18 protein-coding genes are annotated in these 17026 nt (G+C 60.5%); 16 read left to right on the top strand and 2 right to left on the bottom strand.

Annotation, left to right across the window (positions count from 1 at the left end):
- Positions 1-151: 151 nt before the first annotated feature.
- Positions 152-1816 carry an electron transfer flavoprotein-ubiquinone oxidoreductase gene (locus B0E42_RS00160; protein WP_053180915.1) on the bottom strand — a complete coding sequence of 555 codons (1665 nt, stop codon included), beginning with the start codon at positions 1814-1816 and terminating at the stop codon, positions 152-154.
- Between the two features lie 546 nt (positions 1817-2362).
- On the opposite strand from B0E42_RS00160, the gene B0E42_RS00155 reads away from it, so the two are divergent.
- The 14 genes from B0E42_RS00155 to B0E42_RS00090 all read left to right on the top strand — a co-directional run bounded on the left by B0E42_RS00155 (position 2363) and on the right by B0E42_RS00090 (position 13859).
- Complete coding sequence (locus tag B0E42_RS00155; RefSeq protein ID WP_014339477.1) at positions 2363-3112, top strand: electron transfer flavoprotein subunit beta/FixA family protein; 750 nt, start codon at positions 2363-2365, stop codon at positions 3110-3112.
- 2 nt (positions 3113-3114) lie between these two features.
- Entirely contained in the window at positions 3115-4044 is a 930-nt protein-coding gene (locus tag B0E42_RS00150; RefSeq protein ID WP_014339476.1) for an electron transfer flavoprotein subunit alpha/FixB family protein, read from the top strand.
- A 75-nt stretch (positions 4045-4119) separates the two neighbouring features.
- Positions 4120-4944 carry an ABC transporter substrate-binding protein gene (locus B0E42_RS00145; protein ID WP_077505168.1) on the top strand — a complete coding sequence of 275 codons (825 nt, stop codon included), beginning with the start codon at positions 4120-4122 and terminating at the stop codon, positions 4942-4944.
- Positions 4945-4953: 9 nt separating this feature from the next.
- Entirely contained in the window at positions 4954-5313 is a 360-nt protein-coding gene (locus B0E42_RS00140; protein ID WP_077505166.1) for a DUF4398 domain-containing protein, read from the top strand.
- Complete coding sequence (locus tag B0E42_RS00135; protein ID WP_018613626.1) at positions 5310-6119, top strand: OmpA family protein; 810 nt, start codon at positions 5310-5312, stop codon at positions 6117-6119. Before B0E42_RS00140 ends, B0E42_RS00135 begins: the two co-directional genes overlap by 4 nt.
- Positions 6120-6319: 200 nt before the next feature.
- Positions 6320-7762: a PLP-dependent aminotransferase family protein gene (locus B0E42_RS00130; protein ID WP_018613628.1), complete on the top strand. Its 1443-nt coding sequence runs from the start codon at positions 6320-6322 to the stop codon at positions 7760-7762.
- An 85-nt stretch (positions 7763-7847) separates the two neighbouring features.
- The gene (locus tag B0E42_RS00125; RefSeq protein ID WP_018613631.1) at positions 7848-8324 is read left to right on the top strand and encodes a hypothetical protein; all 477 of its coding nucleotides are present in this window, start codon (positions 7848-7850) and stop codon (positions 8322-8324) included.
- A gap of 147 nt (positions 8325-8471) precedes the next feature.
- Positions 8472-8726 (top strand): zinc/iron-chelating domain-containing protein, encoded by a 255-nt coding sequence (locus B0E42_RS00120; RefSeq protein WP_018613632.1) that lies wholly within the window; start codon positions 8472-8474, stop codon positions 8724-8726.
- 54 nt (positions 8727-8780) lie between these two features.
- Positions 8781-9389: an START domain-containing protein gene (locus tag B0E42_RS00115; protein ID WP_018613634.1), complete on the top strand. Its 609-nt coding sequence runs from the start codon at positions 8781-8783 to the stop codon at positions 9387-9389.
- A 141-nt stretch (positions 9390-9530) separates the two neighbouring features.
- Positions 9531-9767 carry a hypothetical protein gene (locus B0E42_RS00110; protein WP_018613636.1) on the top strand — a complete coding sequence of 79 codons (237 nt, stop codon included), beginning with the start codon at positions 9531-9533 and terminating at the stop codon, positions 9765-9767.
- Between the two features lie 201 nt (positions 9768-9968).
- On the top strand, positions 9969-10310 hold the full coding sequence (locus B0E42_RS00105) for a ribonuclease E inhibitor RraB (RefSeq protein ID WP_003179463.1): 342 nt from the start codon (positions 9969-9971) through the stop codon (positions 10308-10310).
- Between the two features lie 379 nt (positions 10311-10689).
- Positions 10690-12099: a circularly permuted type 2 ATP-grasp protein gene (locus B0E42_RS00100; protein ID WP_077505164.1), complete on the top strand. Its 1410-nt coding sequence runs from the start codon at positions 10690-10692 to the stop codon at positions 12097-12099.
- A 9-nt stretch (positions 12100-12108) separates the two neighbouring features.
- The gene (locus B0E42_RS00095; RefSeq protein ID WP_003204175.1) at positions 12109-13059 is read left to right on the top strand and encodes an alpha-E domain-containing protein; all 951 of its coding nucleotides are present in this window, start codon (positions 12109-12111) and stop codon (positions 13057-13059) included.
- Positions 13056-13859: a transglutaminase family protein gene (locus tag B0E42_RS00090; protein ID WP_024616923.1), complete on the top strand. Its 804-nt coding sequence runs from the start codon at positions 13056-13058 to the stop codon at positions 13857-13859. Before B0E42_RS00095 ends, B0E42_RS00090 begins: the two co-directional genes overlap by 4 nt.
- A 61-nt stretch (positions 13860-13920) precedes the next feature.
- On the opposite strand, the gene B0E42_RS00085 is transcribed toward B0E42_RS00090, so the two are convergent.
- A complete protein-coding gene (locus B0E42_RS00085) occupies positions 13921-14733 on the bottom strand; it encodes a cytochrome c (RefSeq protein WP_053180896.1) in 813 nt (270 codons plus the stop codon).
- 607 nt (positions 14734-15340) lie between these two features.
- Here B0E42_RS00085 and B0E42_RS00080 point away from each other — a divergent pair.
- A complete protein-coding gene (locus B0E42_RS00080) occupies positions 15341-16546 on the top strand; it encodes an acetyl-CoA C-acetyltransferase (protein WP_077505176.1) in 1206 nt (401 codons plus the stop codon).
- 26 nt (positions 16547-16572) lie between these two features.
- On the top strand, positions 16573-17026 hold a 454-nt coding region (locus B0E42_RS00075), incomplete at its 3' end, for an enoyl-CoA hydratase-related protein (RefSeq protein ID WP_174599565.1).

Raw genomic sequence — 17026 nt, 5'->3', positions numbered from 1 at the left:
TCGCGATAGCGGCATATCTGCCGGTATTTTTGTCGACTGACACACCGCTTTCGCGAGCAAGCCCGCTCCCACATTTTGACTGTGGTGTTTGTTGGGTTGCAGGCAACAAAAAGGCCCCCATTACGGGAGCCTTGATGTTCAGCGCAACGGCTTACATGTTCGGGTAAGTCGGTCCGCCAGCGCCTTCCGGCGACACCCAGGTGATGTTCTGCGAAGGGTCCTTGATGTCACAGGTCTTGCAGTGCACGCAGTTCTGGGCGTTGATCTGGAAGCGCTTCTCACCGTCTTCCTTGGTCACCACTTCGTACACGCCGGCCGGGCAGTAGCGCTGTGCCGGTTCGTCGTACAGTGGCAGGTTCTTGCTGATCGGGATGCTCGGGTCGGTCAGCTTCAGGTGGCAGGGCTGTTCTTCCTCGTGGTTGGTACCGGAGATGAACACCGAGCTGAGTTTGTCGAAGCTGATCTTGCCGTCCGGTTTCGGGTAGTCGATTTTCTTGCAATCGGCTGCCAGCTTGAGGCAGGCGTAGTCGGGCTTGGTGTCGTGCAGGGTGAACGGCATTTTGCCGCCAAGGATGTTCTGGTCGAACCAGTTGAAGCCGGCACCGATGATCGGGCCGAACTTGTGCATCGCTGGGCCGAAGTTGCGGCTGGCGAACAGTTCTTCATAGAGCCAGCTGGCTTTGAAGCGGTCGACGTAGCTGGTCAGTTCATCACCGCCTTCGCCGCCGGACAGCAACGCTTCAGCCACCGATTCGGCGGCGAGCATGCCGGACTTCATCGCGGTGTGGCTGCCCTTGATCTTGGCAACGTTCATGGTGCCCAGATCGCAGCCGATCAATGCGCCACCCTTGAAGACCATTTTCGGCAGCGAATTGATACCACCCTTGGCCAATGCACGGGCGCCATAGCTGATACGCTTGCCGCCTTCCAGGTACTGCTTGAGCACCGGGTGATGCTTGAGGCGCTGGAACTCGTCGAACGGCGACAGGAAGGTGTTGCTGTAGGAAAGATCGACGATCAGGCCGACCACCACCTGGTTGTTTTCCAGGTGATAGAGGAAGGAGCCGCCGGTGTTCTCGGTGCCCATGATGTCCAGCGGCCAGCCGGCGGTGTGCACCACCAGGCCGGGTTGATGCTTGGCCGGGTCGATTTCCCAGATTTCCTTCAGGCCGATGCCGTAGTGCTGGGCGTCAGCCTCGCTGTCCAGGTTGAAGCGCTTGATCAGTTGCTTGCCGATGTGGCCACGGCAGCCTTCGGCGAACAGCGTGTACTTGCCACGCAGTTCCATGCCAGGGGTGTAGAGGCCTTCCTTCGGATTGCCTTCGCGGTCGACACCCAGATCGCCGGTGATGATCCCGCGCACCACGCCGTTCTCGTCGAACAGCGCTTCCTGGGCGGCGAAACCCGGGTAGATTTCCACGCCCAGGTTCTCGGCCTGCTGGGCCAGCCAGCGGCACAAGTTGCCCAGGGAAATAATATAGTTGCCTTCGTTGTGCATGGTCTTGGGCACAAAGAAGTCAGGGATTTTGCTCGCGGCCTCGGCGCTTCTCAGGACATAAATGTCATCGCGCACCACGGGCGTGTTCAACGGGGCGCCGAGTTCTTTCCAGTCCGGGAACAGTTCGTTCAGGGCGCGGGGCTCGAACACCGCACCGGAGAGGATGTGCGCACCGACCTCGGAGCCTTTTTCGACCACGCAGACGCTGATTTCCTTACCGGCTTCGGCGGCCTTCTGTTTCAGTCGGCAAGCGGCAGACAGGCCAGCGGGGCCGGCACCGACGATGACCACGTCGAATTCCATGTATTCGCGTTCCACAGGGCTATCTCCTACTCAAGGCTCACAGTTTTTTCTAATTGGAGGTTTGGCGTTGCATCCGTTGTTTCCTTCGCGAAAAGCGACGAAAGCGGCAATGGATGAAACGCGTGTCTCTCTTAAGCGGCGCATTATATCTACACCACTCTCAGGGTCCAATACAAACGTTTGTTTGAAATTGCCGCAGCCCAGATAAATCACTGACGTACGGCTTATGACTGACCATTTTGCCGTATTGACCGGAATAGGCGTTCCGGTCAAGATACGGGCGGTTTTGCGCTCGCCGTAGGCTGACTGTTGGTTTCAAGAGCACCTCTAAAGACAGGGCGAAGGCAGCACAAAGTGACGCATTGCGTGGTTCAGACGCGCAGTTTACACGCCGCGATAATGAATGACTCATCGGTCATCACTGACGAATGGTCTTCACTCCCGTGAGCTGGGTCATGTGTGGTTCATGCCGGCGTTTTTAGAGGTGCCCTTGCGCCCATGAGCATCAACCGCCAGGTTCGCCTAGGCGACTTTTTTTCACCGGAGAGTAACGAGGAATCCATGAAGGTTCTTGTAGCTGTCAAACGAGTGGTCGACTATAACGTCAAGGTTCGCGTCAAGGCGGACAACTCCGGCGTCGACCTCGCCAACGTCAAGATGTCGATGAACCCTTTCTGCGAAATCGCCGTAGAAGAAGCCGTACGCCTGAAAGAAAAAGGCGTGGCGACTGAGATCGTCGTCGTCTCCATCGGCCCGACCACCGCCCAGGAACAACTGCGCACCGCGCTGGCACTGGGTGCCGATCGCGCCATCCTCGTCGAATCCGCCGAAGACCTGACCTCGCTGGCCGTGGCCAAGCTGCTCAAGGCCGTTGTCGACAAGGAACAGCCATCGCTGGTGATCCTCGGCAAACAAGCCATCGACAGCGACAACAACCAGACCGGCCAGATGCTCGCTGCATTGAGCGGCTACGGTCAGGGCACCTTCGCGTCCAAGGTCGAAGTGTCCGGTGACAGCGTTGCCGTGACCCGCGAGATCGACGGCGGCGCGCAGACCGTTTCCCTGAAACTGCCGGCCATCGTCACTACCGACCTGCGTTTGAACGAGCCGCGCTATGCGTCGCTGCCAAACATCATGAAAGCCAAGAAGAAGCCGCTTGAAGTGCTGACGCCTGACGCTTTGGGCGTTTCCACCGCCTCCACCAACAAGACCCTCAAGGTCGAAGCGCCGGCTGCACGCAGCGCGGGCATCAAGGTCAAGTCGGTGGCTGAACTGGTCGAGAAACTGAAAAACGAAGCGAAGGTGATCTGATCATGACTATCCTCGTAATCGCCGAACACGATAACAAGGCGCTGGCTCCGGCCACGCTGAACACCGTTGCTGCCGCTGCCAAAATCGGTGGTGATGTCCACGTCCTGGTGGCCGGGCAGGGCGCTGGCGCCGTGGCCGAAGCCGCTGCGAAAATTGCTGGCGTGGCAAAAGTACTGTCGGCCGACAACGCCGCCTACGCGCATCAGTTGCCGGAAAACGTTGCTCCGCTCGTCGCCGAGCTGGGCAAGGGCTACAGCCACATCCTGGCTGCCGCCACCTCCAACGGCAAAAACATCCTGCCGCGCGTGGCCGCTGCGCTGGACGTCGACCAGATCTCCGAAATCATCTCGGTAGAAAGCGCCGACACCTTCAAGCGTCCGATCTACGCGGGTAACGCCATTGCCACCGTGCAATCGAACGCTGCGGTCAAGGTCATCACCGTTCGCGCCACCGGTTTCGACCCGGTTGCCGCCGAAGGTGGCTCGGCTGCCGTTGAAGCGGTAGGCGCTGCCCACGACGCCGGCATTTCCAGCTTCGTCGGCGAAGAACTGGCCAAGTCCGATCGTCCGGAACTGACCGCTGCCAAGATCGTCGTTTCCGGCGGGCGTGGCATGCAGAACGGTGACAACTTCAAGCACCTGTACGCCCTGGCCGACAAGCTCGGCGCTGCCGTCGGTGCTTCCCGCGCCGCGGTCGACGCCGGTTTCGTACCCAACGACATGCAGGTCGGCCAGACCGGCAAGATCGTTGCGCCACAGCTGTACATCGCCGTCGGTATCTCCGGCGCGATCCAGCACCTGGCGGGCATGAAAGACTCCAAAGTGATCGTTGCGATCAACAAGGACGAAGAAGCGCCGATCTTCCAGGTGGCCGACTATGGCCTGGTCGCGGACTTGTTCGAAGCCATCCCTGAGCTGGAGAAGCTGGTCTAATCCGGCGTCTTCACTTATAAAGAGCCCGGCCCTTTGGCCGGGCTTTTTATTTCCGCATCAGAGGAGCGTATTGCCATGGATCTGCGCCGTTTGGCTGGCTGGTCGTTGCTGTGGACGTTGGCGCTCGTGCCAGGCCTGTCTGTCGCCGCCGGCAAATGTGAACGACTGATCGCCACCGGCAGCCCGGATGCGCCGCCCTATCTCTGGCAAGACCCTCAGGACCCCAAGCACTTGATTGGCGCCGGTGCCGACCTGTTGGCGCACGTCGCGCAAGAATTGGGGATCAAGATCGAACTCTTGTATGCCGGCAAGCGCGCCCAGGCGTTGGACGAAGTGCGCAGTGGCCGCATGGACCTGCTCACCGACGCTCCGCTGACCGTTACCGGGCTTGAAGTGCTGGACTACGTTCATCCGCCCTTGCTCGAAAACGATTACCTGGTCTGGACCCGCAACGACTCGACGCTGGTCATCAACCAGCCCGGAGACCTTCACGGTCATCCCGGGGCCTTGTCGGAAAAGGCCTCAATGACCCAGGGATTCGGCGTCTTTGCCGAGCAGCAATTGTCCCTGGTGCGCACGCCCAACCTGACCCAGGCCTTTCAGAAATTGCTGCTGGGCGAGGTGGAATATGTCCTGGCGGGGCGCTACTCGGGCCTGGCAATGGCGCAGACACTGGGAATGGCCAACGACCTGCAAGCCGCACCGCAACCGGTGGACAAACCGGGGTTGTTTCTCGCGATCTCTCATAACTCCGCCTGCAATGACCCATGGTTACGCGGACAGCTGGCGCAAAAGATGACAGAATTGGCCGCGTCCGGTCTGACGGAGGCTGTGTTGCAGCGCAATCTCGAGCGCTGGAGAACACAGTTGCAGCCACCTGTCAGTGCCCCAAAACAGTAGGGAACATTAGTGACTATTCGACCTCTTTTCGCTGCCCTGGCCGTTCTGGCTCTGGCGGGCTGCGCAGCCGATCCGGCGCCGAATGAACAGATCCGCCTGACCGAACAGGCACTGAACCAAGCCCGGGCCGTTGGCGCCACTGCCGACGAAGTGCCCGAATTGAAACTGGCTGAAGAAAAGTTCGCCCGCGCCAAATCCAACATGGCCGACGAATCCTACAAGAAGGCGCGCATGCGGGCCGAACAGGCCGAACTCGACGCCCGCCTGGCCGAAGCGAACGTGCTGACCCTCAAGAGCCAGGAGCAACTGAACGTGCTCGAAACCCGCATCAAGCGCTTGCGCAAACAGTTGCGGGAGGATGCACAATGAAGCACTCCCACGTATTGGGCGGTCTGGTCCTCGCTGGCCTGGCCAGCTTGTATGGCTGCGCCGGCCAGCGCAGCGAAGCGGCGCTCGAGCAGGCCAGCACCGACTTTCAGAAGGTCAAGGAGGACGCCAACGTCCTGCGTGCCGCCCCCCGGGACGTGATCCGCGCGGGTGAGTCCCTGGCCCGTGCCGATCGGTTATCCAGCTACTGGGGCAGCGGCGAAGATGTGCAGCATTACGCCTACCTGAGCCAGCGCTACAGTGCCATCGCCCGGGAGCACAGCAACCAGGTGCTCAACGAAGAGCGCGCGGCGAAGCTCGAACTGGAGCGCCAGCGCCTGCAATTGGCCCTGCGTGAATCCAAGTTGTTGAGTGTGCAGCAGCAGGGCAAATGGCTCGAAGAACAGATCATGGCAATGGCGACCACACAAACCGATCGCGGCTTGGTGATGACCCTCGGTGACGTGCTGTTCGACACCGGCGAAGCGGAACTGAAGAACTCGGCCAACCGGGTCGTGCTCAAGATCGTGCAGTTCTTGCAGCTCAACCCCAAGCGCGTGGTGCGTATCGAGGGGTACACCGACAGCACCGGCGGCAAGCAGGAAAACCTCAAGCTGTCTCGTGACCGCGCGCAAGCGGTAGCGGATGTGCTGGTGGACCTGGGGATCGACGAAAAGCGTATCCAGGTCGAAGGTTACGGTGATGGATACCCTGTGGACGTCAACGCTTCCGAGCGTGGCCGGGCACAGAACCGTCGCGTTGAAATTGTGTTCTCCGACGAAAAAGGCCAGCTCGGCGCCGCCCGCTGAGGGCTGCGTCACTGGAAAACCCGGCCCCTGTAAAAGGCGCCGGGTTTTTTTGGCCCTGCAATCGATGCACGATGAGTACAGTTAGAGCTGTCACTCCACTGTACTGTCGAGTAATCTGGCAACTGTCCCAGTACACTTCTAAACTGTTCCGGTATCGTTTCCGACAAGAATAAAATGCCCGTGAAATCGAGTGCTGCGTCATGACCAACCTTCTGCTCTATCAACGTATTGCTCAACAGCTGGCTGAAGACATCCGGCGCGGTGTGTATCAGCCTGGTGAGCGCGTGCCGTCGGTGCGCAAGATGAGCTCGCAGCTCAACGTCAGCCATGCCACGGTGCTGCAGGCCTACGCCAACCTTGAAGACCAGGGGCTGATCCGCGCGCGGCCGCAGTCGGGCTACTACGTGCACCAGACGCCGGCCCTGACGGCACCGACGCCGGACATTGCCCGGGTCGAGCGTCCGGGGCTGGTGACGCGCAGCAGCATCATCCAGCAAGTATTGGTCGAGTCGCGCCGCGAAGGGGTGTTTCCCCTGGGCGCTGCGGTGCCGAGCGTCGACTATCTGCCGGTCCGGGCCCTGCATCAGCAATTGGCCAAGGTCACGCGTTTCCACAGCCCACGGGCGTTCAGCTACATGTTCAGCCCGGGCTTCGAGCCATTGCGCCGTCAAGTGGCGATTCGCATGCGCGATGCAGGCGTCGTGGTAGACCCTTCCGAGGTGGTGATCACCCACGGGTGCGTCGACGCACTGCAAATGTCCTTGCGGGTGCTGACGCGGCCGGGGGACTTGATCGCCGCCGAGTCGCCGACCTATTACGGCTTGCTGCAACTGGCGGATCTGTTGGGCCTCAAGGTCATCGAAATCCCCAGCGACCCGGTCACCGGCATGAGCCTGGAGGCCTTGCAGTTGGCGGCCAACCAATGGTCGATCAAGGCGTTGGTGCTGACCACGCGCCTGAGCAATCCTTTGGGCGGCACCATGCCTGAAGAGCGGCAAAAGCAATTGCTGCGCCTGGCTTCGGACTTCGACATCCAGATCGTCGAGGACGATATCTATGGCGAGTTGATGTTCGAACAGGGGCGCACCAAGGCCCTCAAGGCCTACGACCGGCTGGACCGGGTCATCTACTGTTCGAGTTTTTCCAAGACGTTGTCGCCGGGCGTGCGCATCGGCTGGATGATCGCGGGTAAATTCCAGCAGGAAATCCAGCGACTCCAGACCTTCAGCACCCACTCCGCGTGCAGCGTCACGCAGATGGGCATCGCCGCGTACCTGGAAAACGGCGGCTATGACCGGCACTTGCGCTATATCCGCCAGGAGTACCGCAAGAACCTCAGCGCCTTTCAACTGGCGGTGCAGCAGTACTTCCCCGAAGGCACGCAGATGAGTCGTCCCACTGGAGGCTTCATCCTGTGGGTCAGCCTGCCGGGGCGGGTCAATACCCAGGAGTTGCATGTGCGGGCGTTGCAACAAGGCATCAGCATCGCGCCAGGGCTGATTTTCAGTAACACCGAGCAGTTCAACCACTGCATTCGCTTGAACTGTGGCACTCCCTGGAACCGTGAGGCGGAGCGGGCCTTGATGACACTGGGGATGTTGGCCACTCAATTGTGCCAAGAGACGGCCAACGGATTTCTTTAGGCGCCAGTGGCTTAGCTCGATGTGCTTGTCAGCGCCTCATTATCAGGCGAGCATGGGGGTTCCTGTCGTCAGTGCCGTTGTGTCTATGAAAGCCATTGTTCCTGCTGCCTGGGTTTTGATCGGCCTGTTGAGCGCCTTCCACATGGGAGGCGTCGTCGCGGCAACTCCAGCGCAGGAAAAACCGGCCGCCAGTGCCACGAAAGATACGCCGAAAAAAACGGCAGTGACCAAGAAGCCTTCCACTAAAAAGGCAGCTCCCGCGAAGAAAAAGCGCGCGCCCATCGCTTCCAAGAGCAAATCCGCCCGCGAGGTCGCCAAGACCCCATTGCCGCCGGCCAAGCTCGATCTGAGCCTGCCTCGTGAGATGGTCGAGGAACTGCAACCACCGGGTAAGGTGGTGCAGTCCAAGCGTGAGCCGCTCTTGCCGTCGATGTTCGGCGAGAAACCCGGGCCGTTTCAGCTCAATGGCCGTTTGTTGAGCAATGAAATGCAGCTGCCACTGCGCAACCAGGAGCGCAATGAGGTGGAAGGCGCGGCGCTGGACTTCGAATTCAAGCAATAAACCTTCGACAGGCCTGCAGTTCGTCGTTGACCATTCGGTCATCCCGCCATGGGCAAAAAAACACGCAGACGGTAATTTAAAACGAGTGTTTTAGCCGGTACTCTGTGTTCTGTTACTAACCATTACTGTCGTGAGGATGTCGCCGTCATGAAATGCCGTGAAGGCTGTGGCGCCTGTTGCATCGCCCCTTCCATCAGCTCATCGATCCCTGGCATGCCTCAAGGCAAACCGGCGGGAGAACGTTGCGTGCAATTGTCAGTCGATAACCTGTGCCGGATCTTCGGCCAGCCGGAACGTCCGGCAGTGTGCTCGGCGTTCGACGCCGACATCGAGGTGTGCGGCAGCAGCAGTGAAGAGGCCATCCGGCTGATCGGTTGGTGGGAGCAAGTCACGGCAGCGTAATGATTCCATGAATGGATCCTAACTGAACGAACTTGGACAATAAGGAAAAGAACTATGGGTTCGCTGCATCGTATGGCTGTGTTGTGTGGGTTGACCGTATTGCTGGCAACGGCCACCGCTCAGGCAGAGGACTGGCAGGTTGCCAAGGAGAAGGACGGTATCAAGGTTTCCCTCAGTGAGGTGACGGGCTCCAAATACAAGGCCTACCGTGGCGTGACGGTGATGAAAACCACCATGGCCAAGCTGCGGGCCCTGCAGGAAGACGTTCCCGGCGCTTGCGCATGGATTCATGAATGCAAGAGCCAGAAGCTGCTCAAGCACGAAGGCGACAAGAGCTGGACCTATACTCAATTCAACACACCATGGCCGGTCACGCCCCGGGACTCGGTGCTGGAAGTCACCACCGAGGAGGGCGCCGATGGCAGCCTGACCCGCAGGCTCAAGGGGGTGCCGAAATACGCGCCTGACGAGCAAGGTTTTGTGCGAGTAACCCAGGTCGACGGTTTCTGGACGTTCACGCCAAAAGGCGCGGGCCAAATCGAAGTCGTTTATCAGGTCCACACCGAACCGGGTGGTGACGTGCCGTCCTGGTTGGCGAACAAGTTCGTGGTGGATGCGCCGTTCAACACCTTGAAAGCCCTGAAGGAACGCGCCGAAAACTGATCGGCCACGGCTTTACAGCAAGAGACCGCCCCAGAGGCGGTCTTTTCATGTGTGCCGTCCGCCCGCCCAGTGGAACGATTGTCCGGCCCTCAATGTCGAGATAGAGGTAAGCCAGGCCCTGAATTGATCAAGGAGACACTGATGCAAAAGTGGGAAATCACTTTCGTGGATGATCATGGCGAAGCCATCGCCGAGCAGTTCGACTACGAGCAGGAGCCTACGATGGAGCAGGCTGCACAACTGATTCGTAAAAAAATGCTGCCCGTTTCCGACCTACTGGACCTCAACGACCTGGAAGGTCGCACTGAAGATCCCACCGTCAAGAACCTCAAGTCCCAGCACAGCATTGAAATCCTCAGCATTAAACCGATTTCATGAAACGTTGCCTGGTCTCGCTTGGCAGTGGCCACCACTTACGGCTACTCTGCAATTGAGATCAGCGAAAGGATCGCCAAGGTCCGGTCTTGTCAGCTACATGCTTGTGTCCCGACGGCCATTTGATGCCGTACCGCTTGCAGCCTGAGGGCTTCACGCACGGGAAGACGGAAAGTCTATCCATTGGTTTCAGGAGGACGTTTCATGAGCACAGCCTATCAAGAAGACATCAGCACCAGCGTATTGCGCCGCATGAAAGAAGGCGGTTTCGATTTTTCCCGATTCCATCCCATTGAGTTCTACGCCATTTTCCCGGACGAGGAGCGGGCGCGCAGGGCGGCAGGTCATTTTCGGGGAGAGTCGCTGAACGCGCAGATCAGTGCACGGGACGACGGGGCTTGGTCATTGGAACTGAGCCGGGTGATGTACGCCACTTACGATGACATAGGAGACTTCGAGCAAGACTTTGAGGCAGTCGTCGAACCCTTGGGTGGTGTTATCGAGGGCTGGGGCGTCAAGCAAGAGATCCGGCGCCTGCAGGCCTGACAGTTACTCACCGCAACCACAGCAACGGCTGACCTTTGTGTCGGCCGTTTTCATGTCTGTGAACTACCCGAACATTGAACATTACTGTGGGATTTGTGGCGGACGCCGAATAGGTGAGCATGTCCCCCGCCAACACCACAACCGCCAGGTTTTGTACCTAACTGTATCCAGATCAAGCCGCGTCGTTTTTCCAGGGCTATGCTCAGCAGAGCGACGCCCCTGCGTCGCAATGAAGCGGGGGGCAGCGGGGTGGGGTATTTGCTGCACTAGAAAAGTGCACGGCCTGTCAGAGGAGAATCCAACCCGTTGATCATAAAGCGTTTATGCCGATGGCACGGGGCTTGCGAAGCCTTGCTGCCAGGGTGACAAGGAGTACGGCATGATCCGCAGCGGTTTTGATGAAATGTACGATGCCAACGGCCAGGTCCGTCCGCATTACCAGGCGTTTGCCCGCTGGCTGGCTGAAACGCCTGACGAGCTGCTGGCGCAACGCAGGCGCGAAGCCGACCTGTTGTTTCATCGTGCTGGCATTACGTTCACGCTCTACGGCGACGAGCAGGGGACCGAGCGCCTGATCCCTTTCGACACGATCCCGCGCAGCATCCCGGCCAGTGAATGGCGGGTGGTCGAACGTGGCTGCATCCAGCGGGTCAAGGCGCTGAATATGTTCCTGGCCGACCTCTACCACGAACAACGGATCATCCGCGCCGGCATCATTCCCGCCGAGCAGGTGCTGGCCAACGAGCAATACCAACTGGCGATGCAGGGGCTGGACCTGCACCGTGACATCTATGCCCACATTTGTGGTGTCGATCTGGTGCGCGACGGTGACGGCACGTACTACGTGCTCGAAGACAATCTTCGTACGCCCAGCGGCGTGAGCTACATGCTCGAAGACCGCAAGATGATGATGCGCCTGTTCCCCGAACTGTTCGCCGTCCAGCGCATTGCCCCCATCGACCATTATCCGAACCTGCTGCTCGACACCCTGAAAAGCTCCAGCCCGCTGGACGATCCCAGTGTCGTGGTGCTCACGCCGGGGCGTTTCAACAGCGCGTTCTTCGAGCACGCGTTCCTGGCCCGGGAGATGGGCGTGGAGTTGGTGGAGGGCGCCGACCTGTTCGTACGCGATGACAAAGTGTTCATGCGCACCACCGACGGCCCGAAAGCCGTGGATGTGATCTACCGTCGCCTCGACGACGCGTTCCTCGATCCACTGGCCTTCAATCCGGATTCGATGCTCGGCGTACCGGGCCTGTTGTCGTCCTACCGTTCCGGCAACGTGGTGCTGGCCAATGCCATCGGCACGGGCGTGGCGGACGACAAATCGGTGTACCCGTTCGTCACCGACATGATCCGTTTTTACCTGGACGAAGAGCCGATCCTGAAGAACGTTCCTACATGGCAATGCCGTAATCCCGCCGAGCTTTCCCACGTGCTGGCGAATCTTCCCGATCTGGTGGTCAAGGAAACCCAGGGCTCCGGCGGTTATGGAATGCTGGTGGGGCCGGCCGCGACGACAGCGCAGATCGATGCCTTTCGCGAGCGGATCAAGGCCAAGCCGCACGCCTACATCGCCCAGCCGACGCTGTCGCTCTCGACCTGTCCGACCTTTGTCGAAAACGGCATCGCCCCGCGCCACATCGATTTGCGGCCGTTTGTGCTGTCCGGCCGCGAGACCCGCGTGGTGCCTGGCGGGCTGACACGGGTGGCGCTGCGCGAAGGCTCCCTGGTGGTGAATTCATCCCAGGGCGGTGGGACCAAGGACACTTGGGTGGTCGAGGATTGAGGAGCTGCCATGCTGAGTAGAACCGCCTCGGACCTGTACTGGATGTCGCGCTACCTGGAGCGTGCGGAAAACCTCGCACGGATGCTCGATGTCAGTTATTCATTGTCGCTGATGCCCCAGGACGGGCGTGGCGATGGCCTGCACGAGTTGGCCATGCCATTGCTGATCACCGGCACGCTGGATGATTACCGGGAGCGACACGGCGAGCTGCACGCCGAGCGCCTGCTGCATTTCTTTGCCCTGGAAGCGGCCAACCCGGCCAGCATCTACAGTTGCCTCGGCGCCGCGCGAGCCAGTGCCCACGCGGTACGTGGGCGAATCACCGCCGACATGTGGGAGAACATCAACGCCACCTGGCTGGAAATTCGCGGTATCGCCGAGCAAGGCTTGAATCGCTACGGCATGAGCCGTTTCTGTGAGTGGATCAAGGAGCGATCCCACCTGTTTCGTGGCGCAACCTACGGCACCATCATGCGCAACGACGCATTCCGCTTCATTCGCCTGGGGACCTTCATCGAAAGGGCCGACAACACCCTGCGCTTGCTCGACGCCCGCTACGAAATGGCCGGCGACCAGGCCGACACGGTCAGCGATGGCACGGCCCACGCGTATTACCAATGGAGCGCCTTGTTGCGGGCCTTGTCGTCCTTCGAGGCCTACACCGAGATCTACCGTGACGCCCCGGGCGCTCGCCATGTGGCCGAGTTGCTGCTGTTGCGCGCCGACGTACCGCGTTCGCTGCGCGCCTGTACCGAAGAAATCAACCAGATCCTCGCGAGCCTGCCGGGCACCAACGGCCGGCAGGCACAACGGCTGGCGGCGGAAATGGACGCACGCCTGCGCTACACCGGCATCAACGAAATCCTCGACGGGGGCCTGCATGCCTGGCTCACCGAATTCATCCCACTGGTCCGTGAACTGGGCAATGCCATTCACAGTTCCTACCTGGAGGTCATATGAGACTCTCGATCAGCCACGAAACGGCCTACCACTATGAAGATCAGGTGCGCGCCAGCATCCAGTACCTGCGCCTGACGCCCCACGACAGCGAACGCCAGCATGTGCTGAGCTGGCAACTGGATCTGCCACGGCCGGTGCGGGCGCAGCTGGATCCGTTCGGCAACATCCTTCATGTACTGACCCTGGACGAACCCCACGAAACGGTCATCATCGGCGCCCGCGGACAGGTGGATATCGATCCGTCGCGTGAAGCCGAGCACGAGAGCCAGTCAGCGCTGCCGTTCCTGCGCTTCACCCGGCTGACCGAGGCGGACGAGGCCCTTCGAGCCTTCGCTGCGCAGCAGTGCCAGCAGCGTCGCGATCGCACGGCGCTGATCGACCTGATGCACGGGCTGAACCAGCACATGATCTACACCCCTGGCACCACTGAAGTGGAGACCAGTGCGGCCCAGGCTTTTGCCGGTCGTAGCGGGGTGTGCCAGGATCACACCCACGCCTTCCTGGCCTGCGCCCGTAGCCTGGGGGTGCCGGCGCGGTATGTGTCGGGGTATCTGTTCAGCGAAGCGAGCGAACACCTGGCAAGCCATGCCTGGGCAGAAGCCTGGCTTGACGACGCCTGGTACAGTTTCGACGTGACCAACCAATTGGCCCGTCCGGAGCGCCACCTGAAGCTGGCCGTGGGCCTGGATTACCTGGACGCCTGCCCGGTGCGTGGCATGCGGCGTGGCGGTGGTTGCGAGCAGATGCATGCCAAGCTGGTCGTACCTGCTGCACCGGTGATCACGGTGCAACAACAATAACTCTCCAGCGGGGGAGCTTCTGTGGCGAGGGTGCAAGCTCCTTCGCCACAAAAAAGCAATCTCACGGGGCCAATGGCTGCTTGCGTCCCGCCATATGCTTCAAATAACCCACCAGCAAATCCAGCTCCGAATCCGGCAGCACCGCAGCCGAGAACCCGGGCATCTTGCCCTGGGGCCAGCGACGCAGCGTTTGCGGGTCGCGAATGTAGCGCTTGAGGAAATCCCCGGAGAAGTATTCGGTCGGGTTGAAGGGAATGTTCAGGTCAGGGCCGAACTGCGCGTCGCCTGCGCCATTGAGCCGATGACACGCCAGGCAGTTTTTCTGGAACAGCTCGAAACCTTTATTGATCGGGTCGTCCTTGGCCAGGTTGGGCGCCGGCAGCAGGGCGGGGAAGCGTTCGGCCACGGCCGACAGGCGCTTGATGGTCGCCACCGCGTAGGGCCATTGCTCCGGGCTTATATGGCCAGCCTGCGGATCGGTCCAGACCAGGTAGAAAGGCCCGGCACTGTGCTTGCCTTCCCCCAGTGATGGCCAGGGCTTGGCCGGGTCCTCAATCGCCAGCCAGGCCCGGGCCCCACTCTTGTTGAGTAACGGCGCCGCAGGCATTTCGGCAGCGAAGCCGTCCAGGGCAACGGCTTGCAGGTGGTCCTCCGCTTGGACGCCCGTCAATAGTGCCGTCAGCGGCACGGCTCGATAGCTCATCGGTTTCTTGTAGGAAACGTCATCAGCGATCTGGACCGTTTGAGCGTCCGGGTGCTTGAGCAGTTCTTCGGTTTGCCAGGTGCGCGTACCCGCGCCCAACTCCAGCACCAGTTGCGCGGCGTAAAGGGGCGTGCTGAGCAGCAACGCCCCGAACACAATAAGAGCTTTCAAGTCGATCGCCTTCCATGTCGAGGGGGGCCGCAAAGGTTGGCACAGCCATCGCGGCTCGAACAGAGAACCCGTCACATTTTTTGGCGACACAACTAATGAATGATGCAGATGCCCTCACGCAGGATTCAGCCAATCACCTTGGTGATATTCGGCAAAATCAACAGCAGCGTCGTGGCAAAGAGAATGAGTCCGGCTTGGCGAACTTTCGAATGTTTGAACATGGCTGACCCGCCTTTATTGTTATTTCCTAAAAGCCAGCCTGCATATCCATGGCGGCTGGCGTTGCACTTCCTGTCCGACAAGCGCCTCGGCAAAACCCGACGACTTTCTTGTACAAGGATTACATTAGGGGCCGCGGCGGCCTTGGCTTAGATCCAATTCATATCAGCTTGGTGCGGGCTACTCTAAAAAAGGTATGAGGCCTATTGCCACCTTCCTGCCGGCCCTTTTGCTAGACAGCTTGCCCTCCTGAATCGGTTAACCCGATAGCTCGCTACCGTTCGTCTGAGCGTGGCCGTCAACGCCATTGAGCGCTGTGGTCATTGAATCCGGCGCCGCTGGGCTTATGGTTGAAGGCATCGCATTACCCCGTGGTTTCGAGGACGTCATGACCCAAGCTTTGATTTTCGACGCATTACGCACGCCCCGTGGCAAGGGCAAGGCCGATGGTGCCTTGCACAGCGTCAAGCCGGTAAATCTGATGGGCGGCCTGCTCGGCGCCTTGCAACAGCGTATGGATCTGGACACCAGCCAGGTCGATGACATCGTGCTCGGTTGCGTGACCCCGGTGGGTGAACAGGGGGCCGATATCGCCAAGACCGCTGCGCTGGTGGCCAATTGGGATGTCAGCGTGGCCGGTGTGCAACTCAATCGGTTTTGCGCCTCGGGCCTGGAGGCGGTGAACCTGGCGGCCATGAAAGTGCGTTCCGGCTTCGAAGACCTGGTGGTGGCCGGCGGCGTCGAATCCATGTCCCGGGTGCCCATGGGCAGCGATGGCGGTGCGTGGGCGTTGGACCCGCAATCCAACCTGCACGGCCACTTCGTTCCCCAGGGCATCGGCGCCGACCTGATCGCCACGCTGGAAGGCTTTAGCCGTGAGGATGTCGACGGTTATGCGCTGCATTCCCAGCAAAAAGCGGCGCGTGCCCGGGCTGACGGTTCGTTCAATAAATCCCTGGTCGCCGTGCGGGACCAGAATGGCATCGTGCTGCTGGACCACGATGAATTCATCCGCGCCGACTCCACGCTCGAAGGCCTGGGCAAGCTCAAGCCAAGCTTCGAGGCCATGGGCCAGATGGGCTTCGATGGCACGGCGCTGCGCGTTTATAGCCATGTCGAACGAATCCATCACGTGCACACGCCGGGCAACAGTTCCGGCATCGTCGACGGTGCGGCACTGATGTTGATCGGTTCCGAAGCCAAGGGGCGCGCCATGGGCCTGCAACCCCGGGCGCGGATCGTCGCCACCGCAGTCACCAGTACCGACCCGACCATCATGCTCACCGGCCCGGCGCCGGCTACCCGCAAGGCCCTGGCCAAGGCCGGGTTGCGGGTGGAGGACATCGACCTGTTCGAAGTCAACGAGGCCTTCGCCTCGGTGGTGCTCAAGTTCATCAAGGACATGGCCATCGACCCGGCCAAGGTCAACGTCAACGGTGGCTCCATCGCCATGGGGCATCCCTTGGGCGCCACGGGGTGCGCGATTCTCGGCACGTTGCTCGACGAATTGGAGGTGCGTCGCCTGCGTTATGGCCTGGCGACCCTCTGTGTCGGCGGCGGTATGGGCATTGCCACCGTCATTGAACGCCTCTGAGCCCCGACTTCAAGGAACACTTTTTCATGACCGATGCCATTCGTTACGAAACTGGCCAGGACCGGATCGTCGTCCTGACCCTGGACATGCCGGGCCAGAGCGCCAATACCATGAACGCGGTGTACCGTGAGGCCATGGCCGCCTGCGTCGCCCGTTTGCAGGCTGAAAAGGACTCGATTGCCGGTGTGATCATCACCTCGGCCAAGCACACCTTCTTCGCCGGCGGTGACCTCAACGAATTGATCAAGGTCGGCAAGCCCGAGGCCAAGGCTTTCTACGACATGGTCCTGCGGCTTAAAGCGCAACTGCGAGCCTTGGAGACCTTGGGCAAGCCCGTGGTGGCGGCCATCAATGGCGCGGCCCTCGGCGGTGGTTGGGAAATCTGCCTGGCCTGCCATCATCGCGTGGCCCTGGACCTGCCGTCGGTGCAGCTCGGCTTGCCGGAGGTCACGCTTGGCCTGTTGCCGGGCGGTGGCGGGG

The sequence above is a fragment of the Pseudomonas sp. A25(2017) genome (genome assembly GCF_002001065.1).
Lineage (GTDB): Bacteria > Pseudomonadota > Gammaproteobacteria > Pseudomonadales > Pseudomonadaceae > Aquipseudomonas > Aquipseudomonas kilonensis.
Note: the sequence above shows the minus strand (reverse complement) of the source record. Positions and strands in the feature narration are given on the sequence as shown.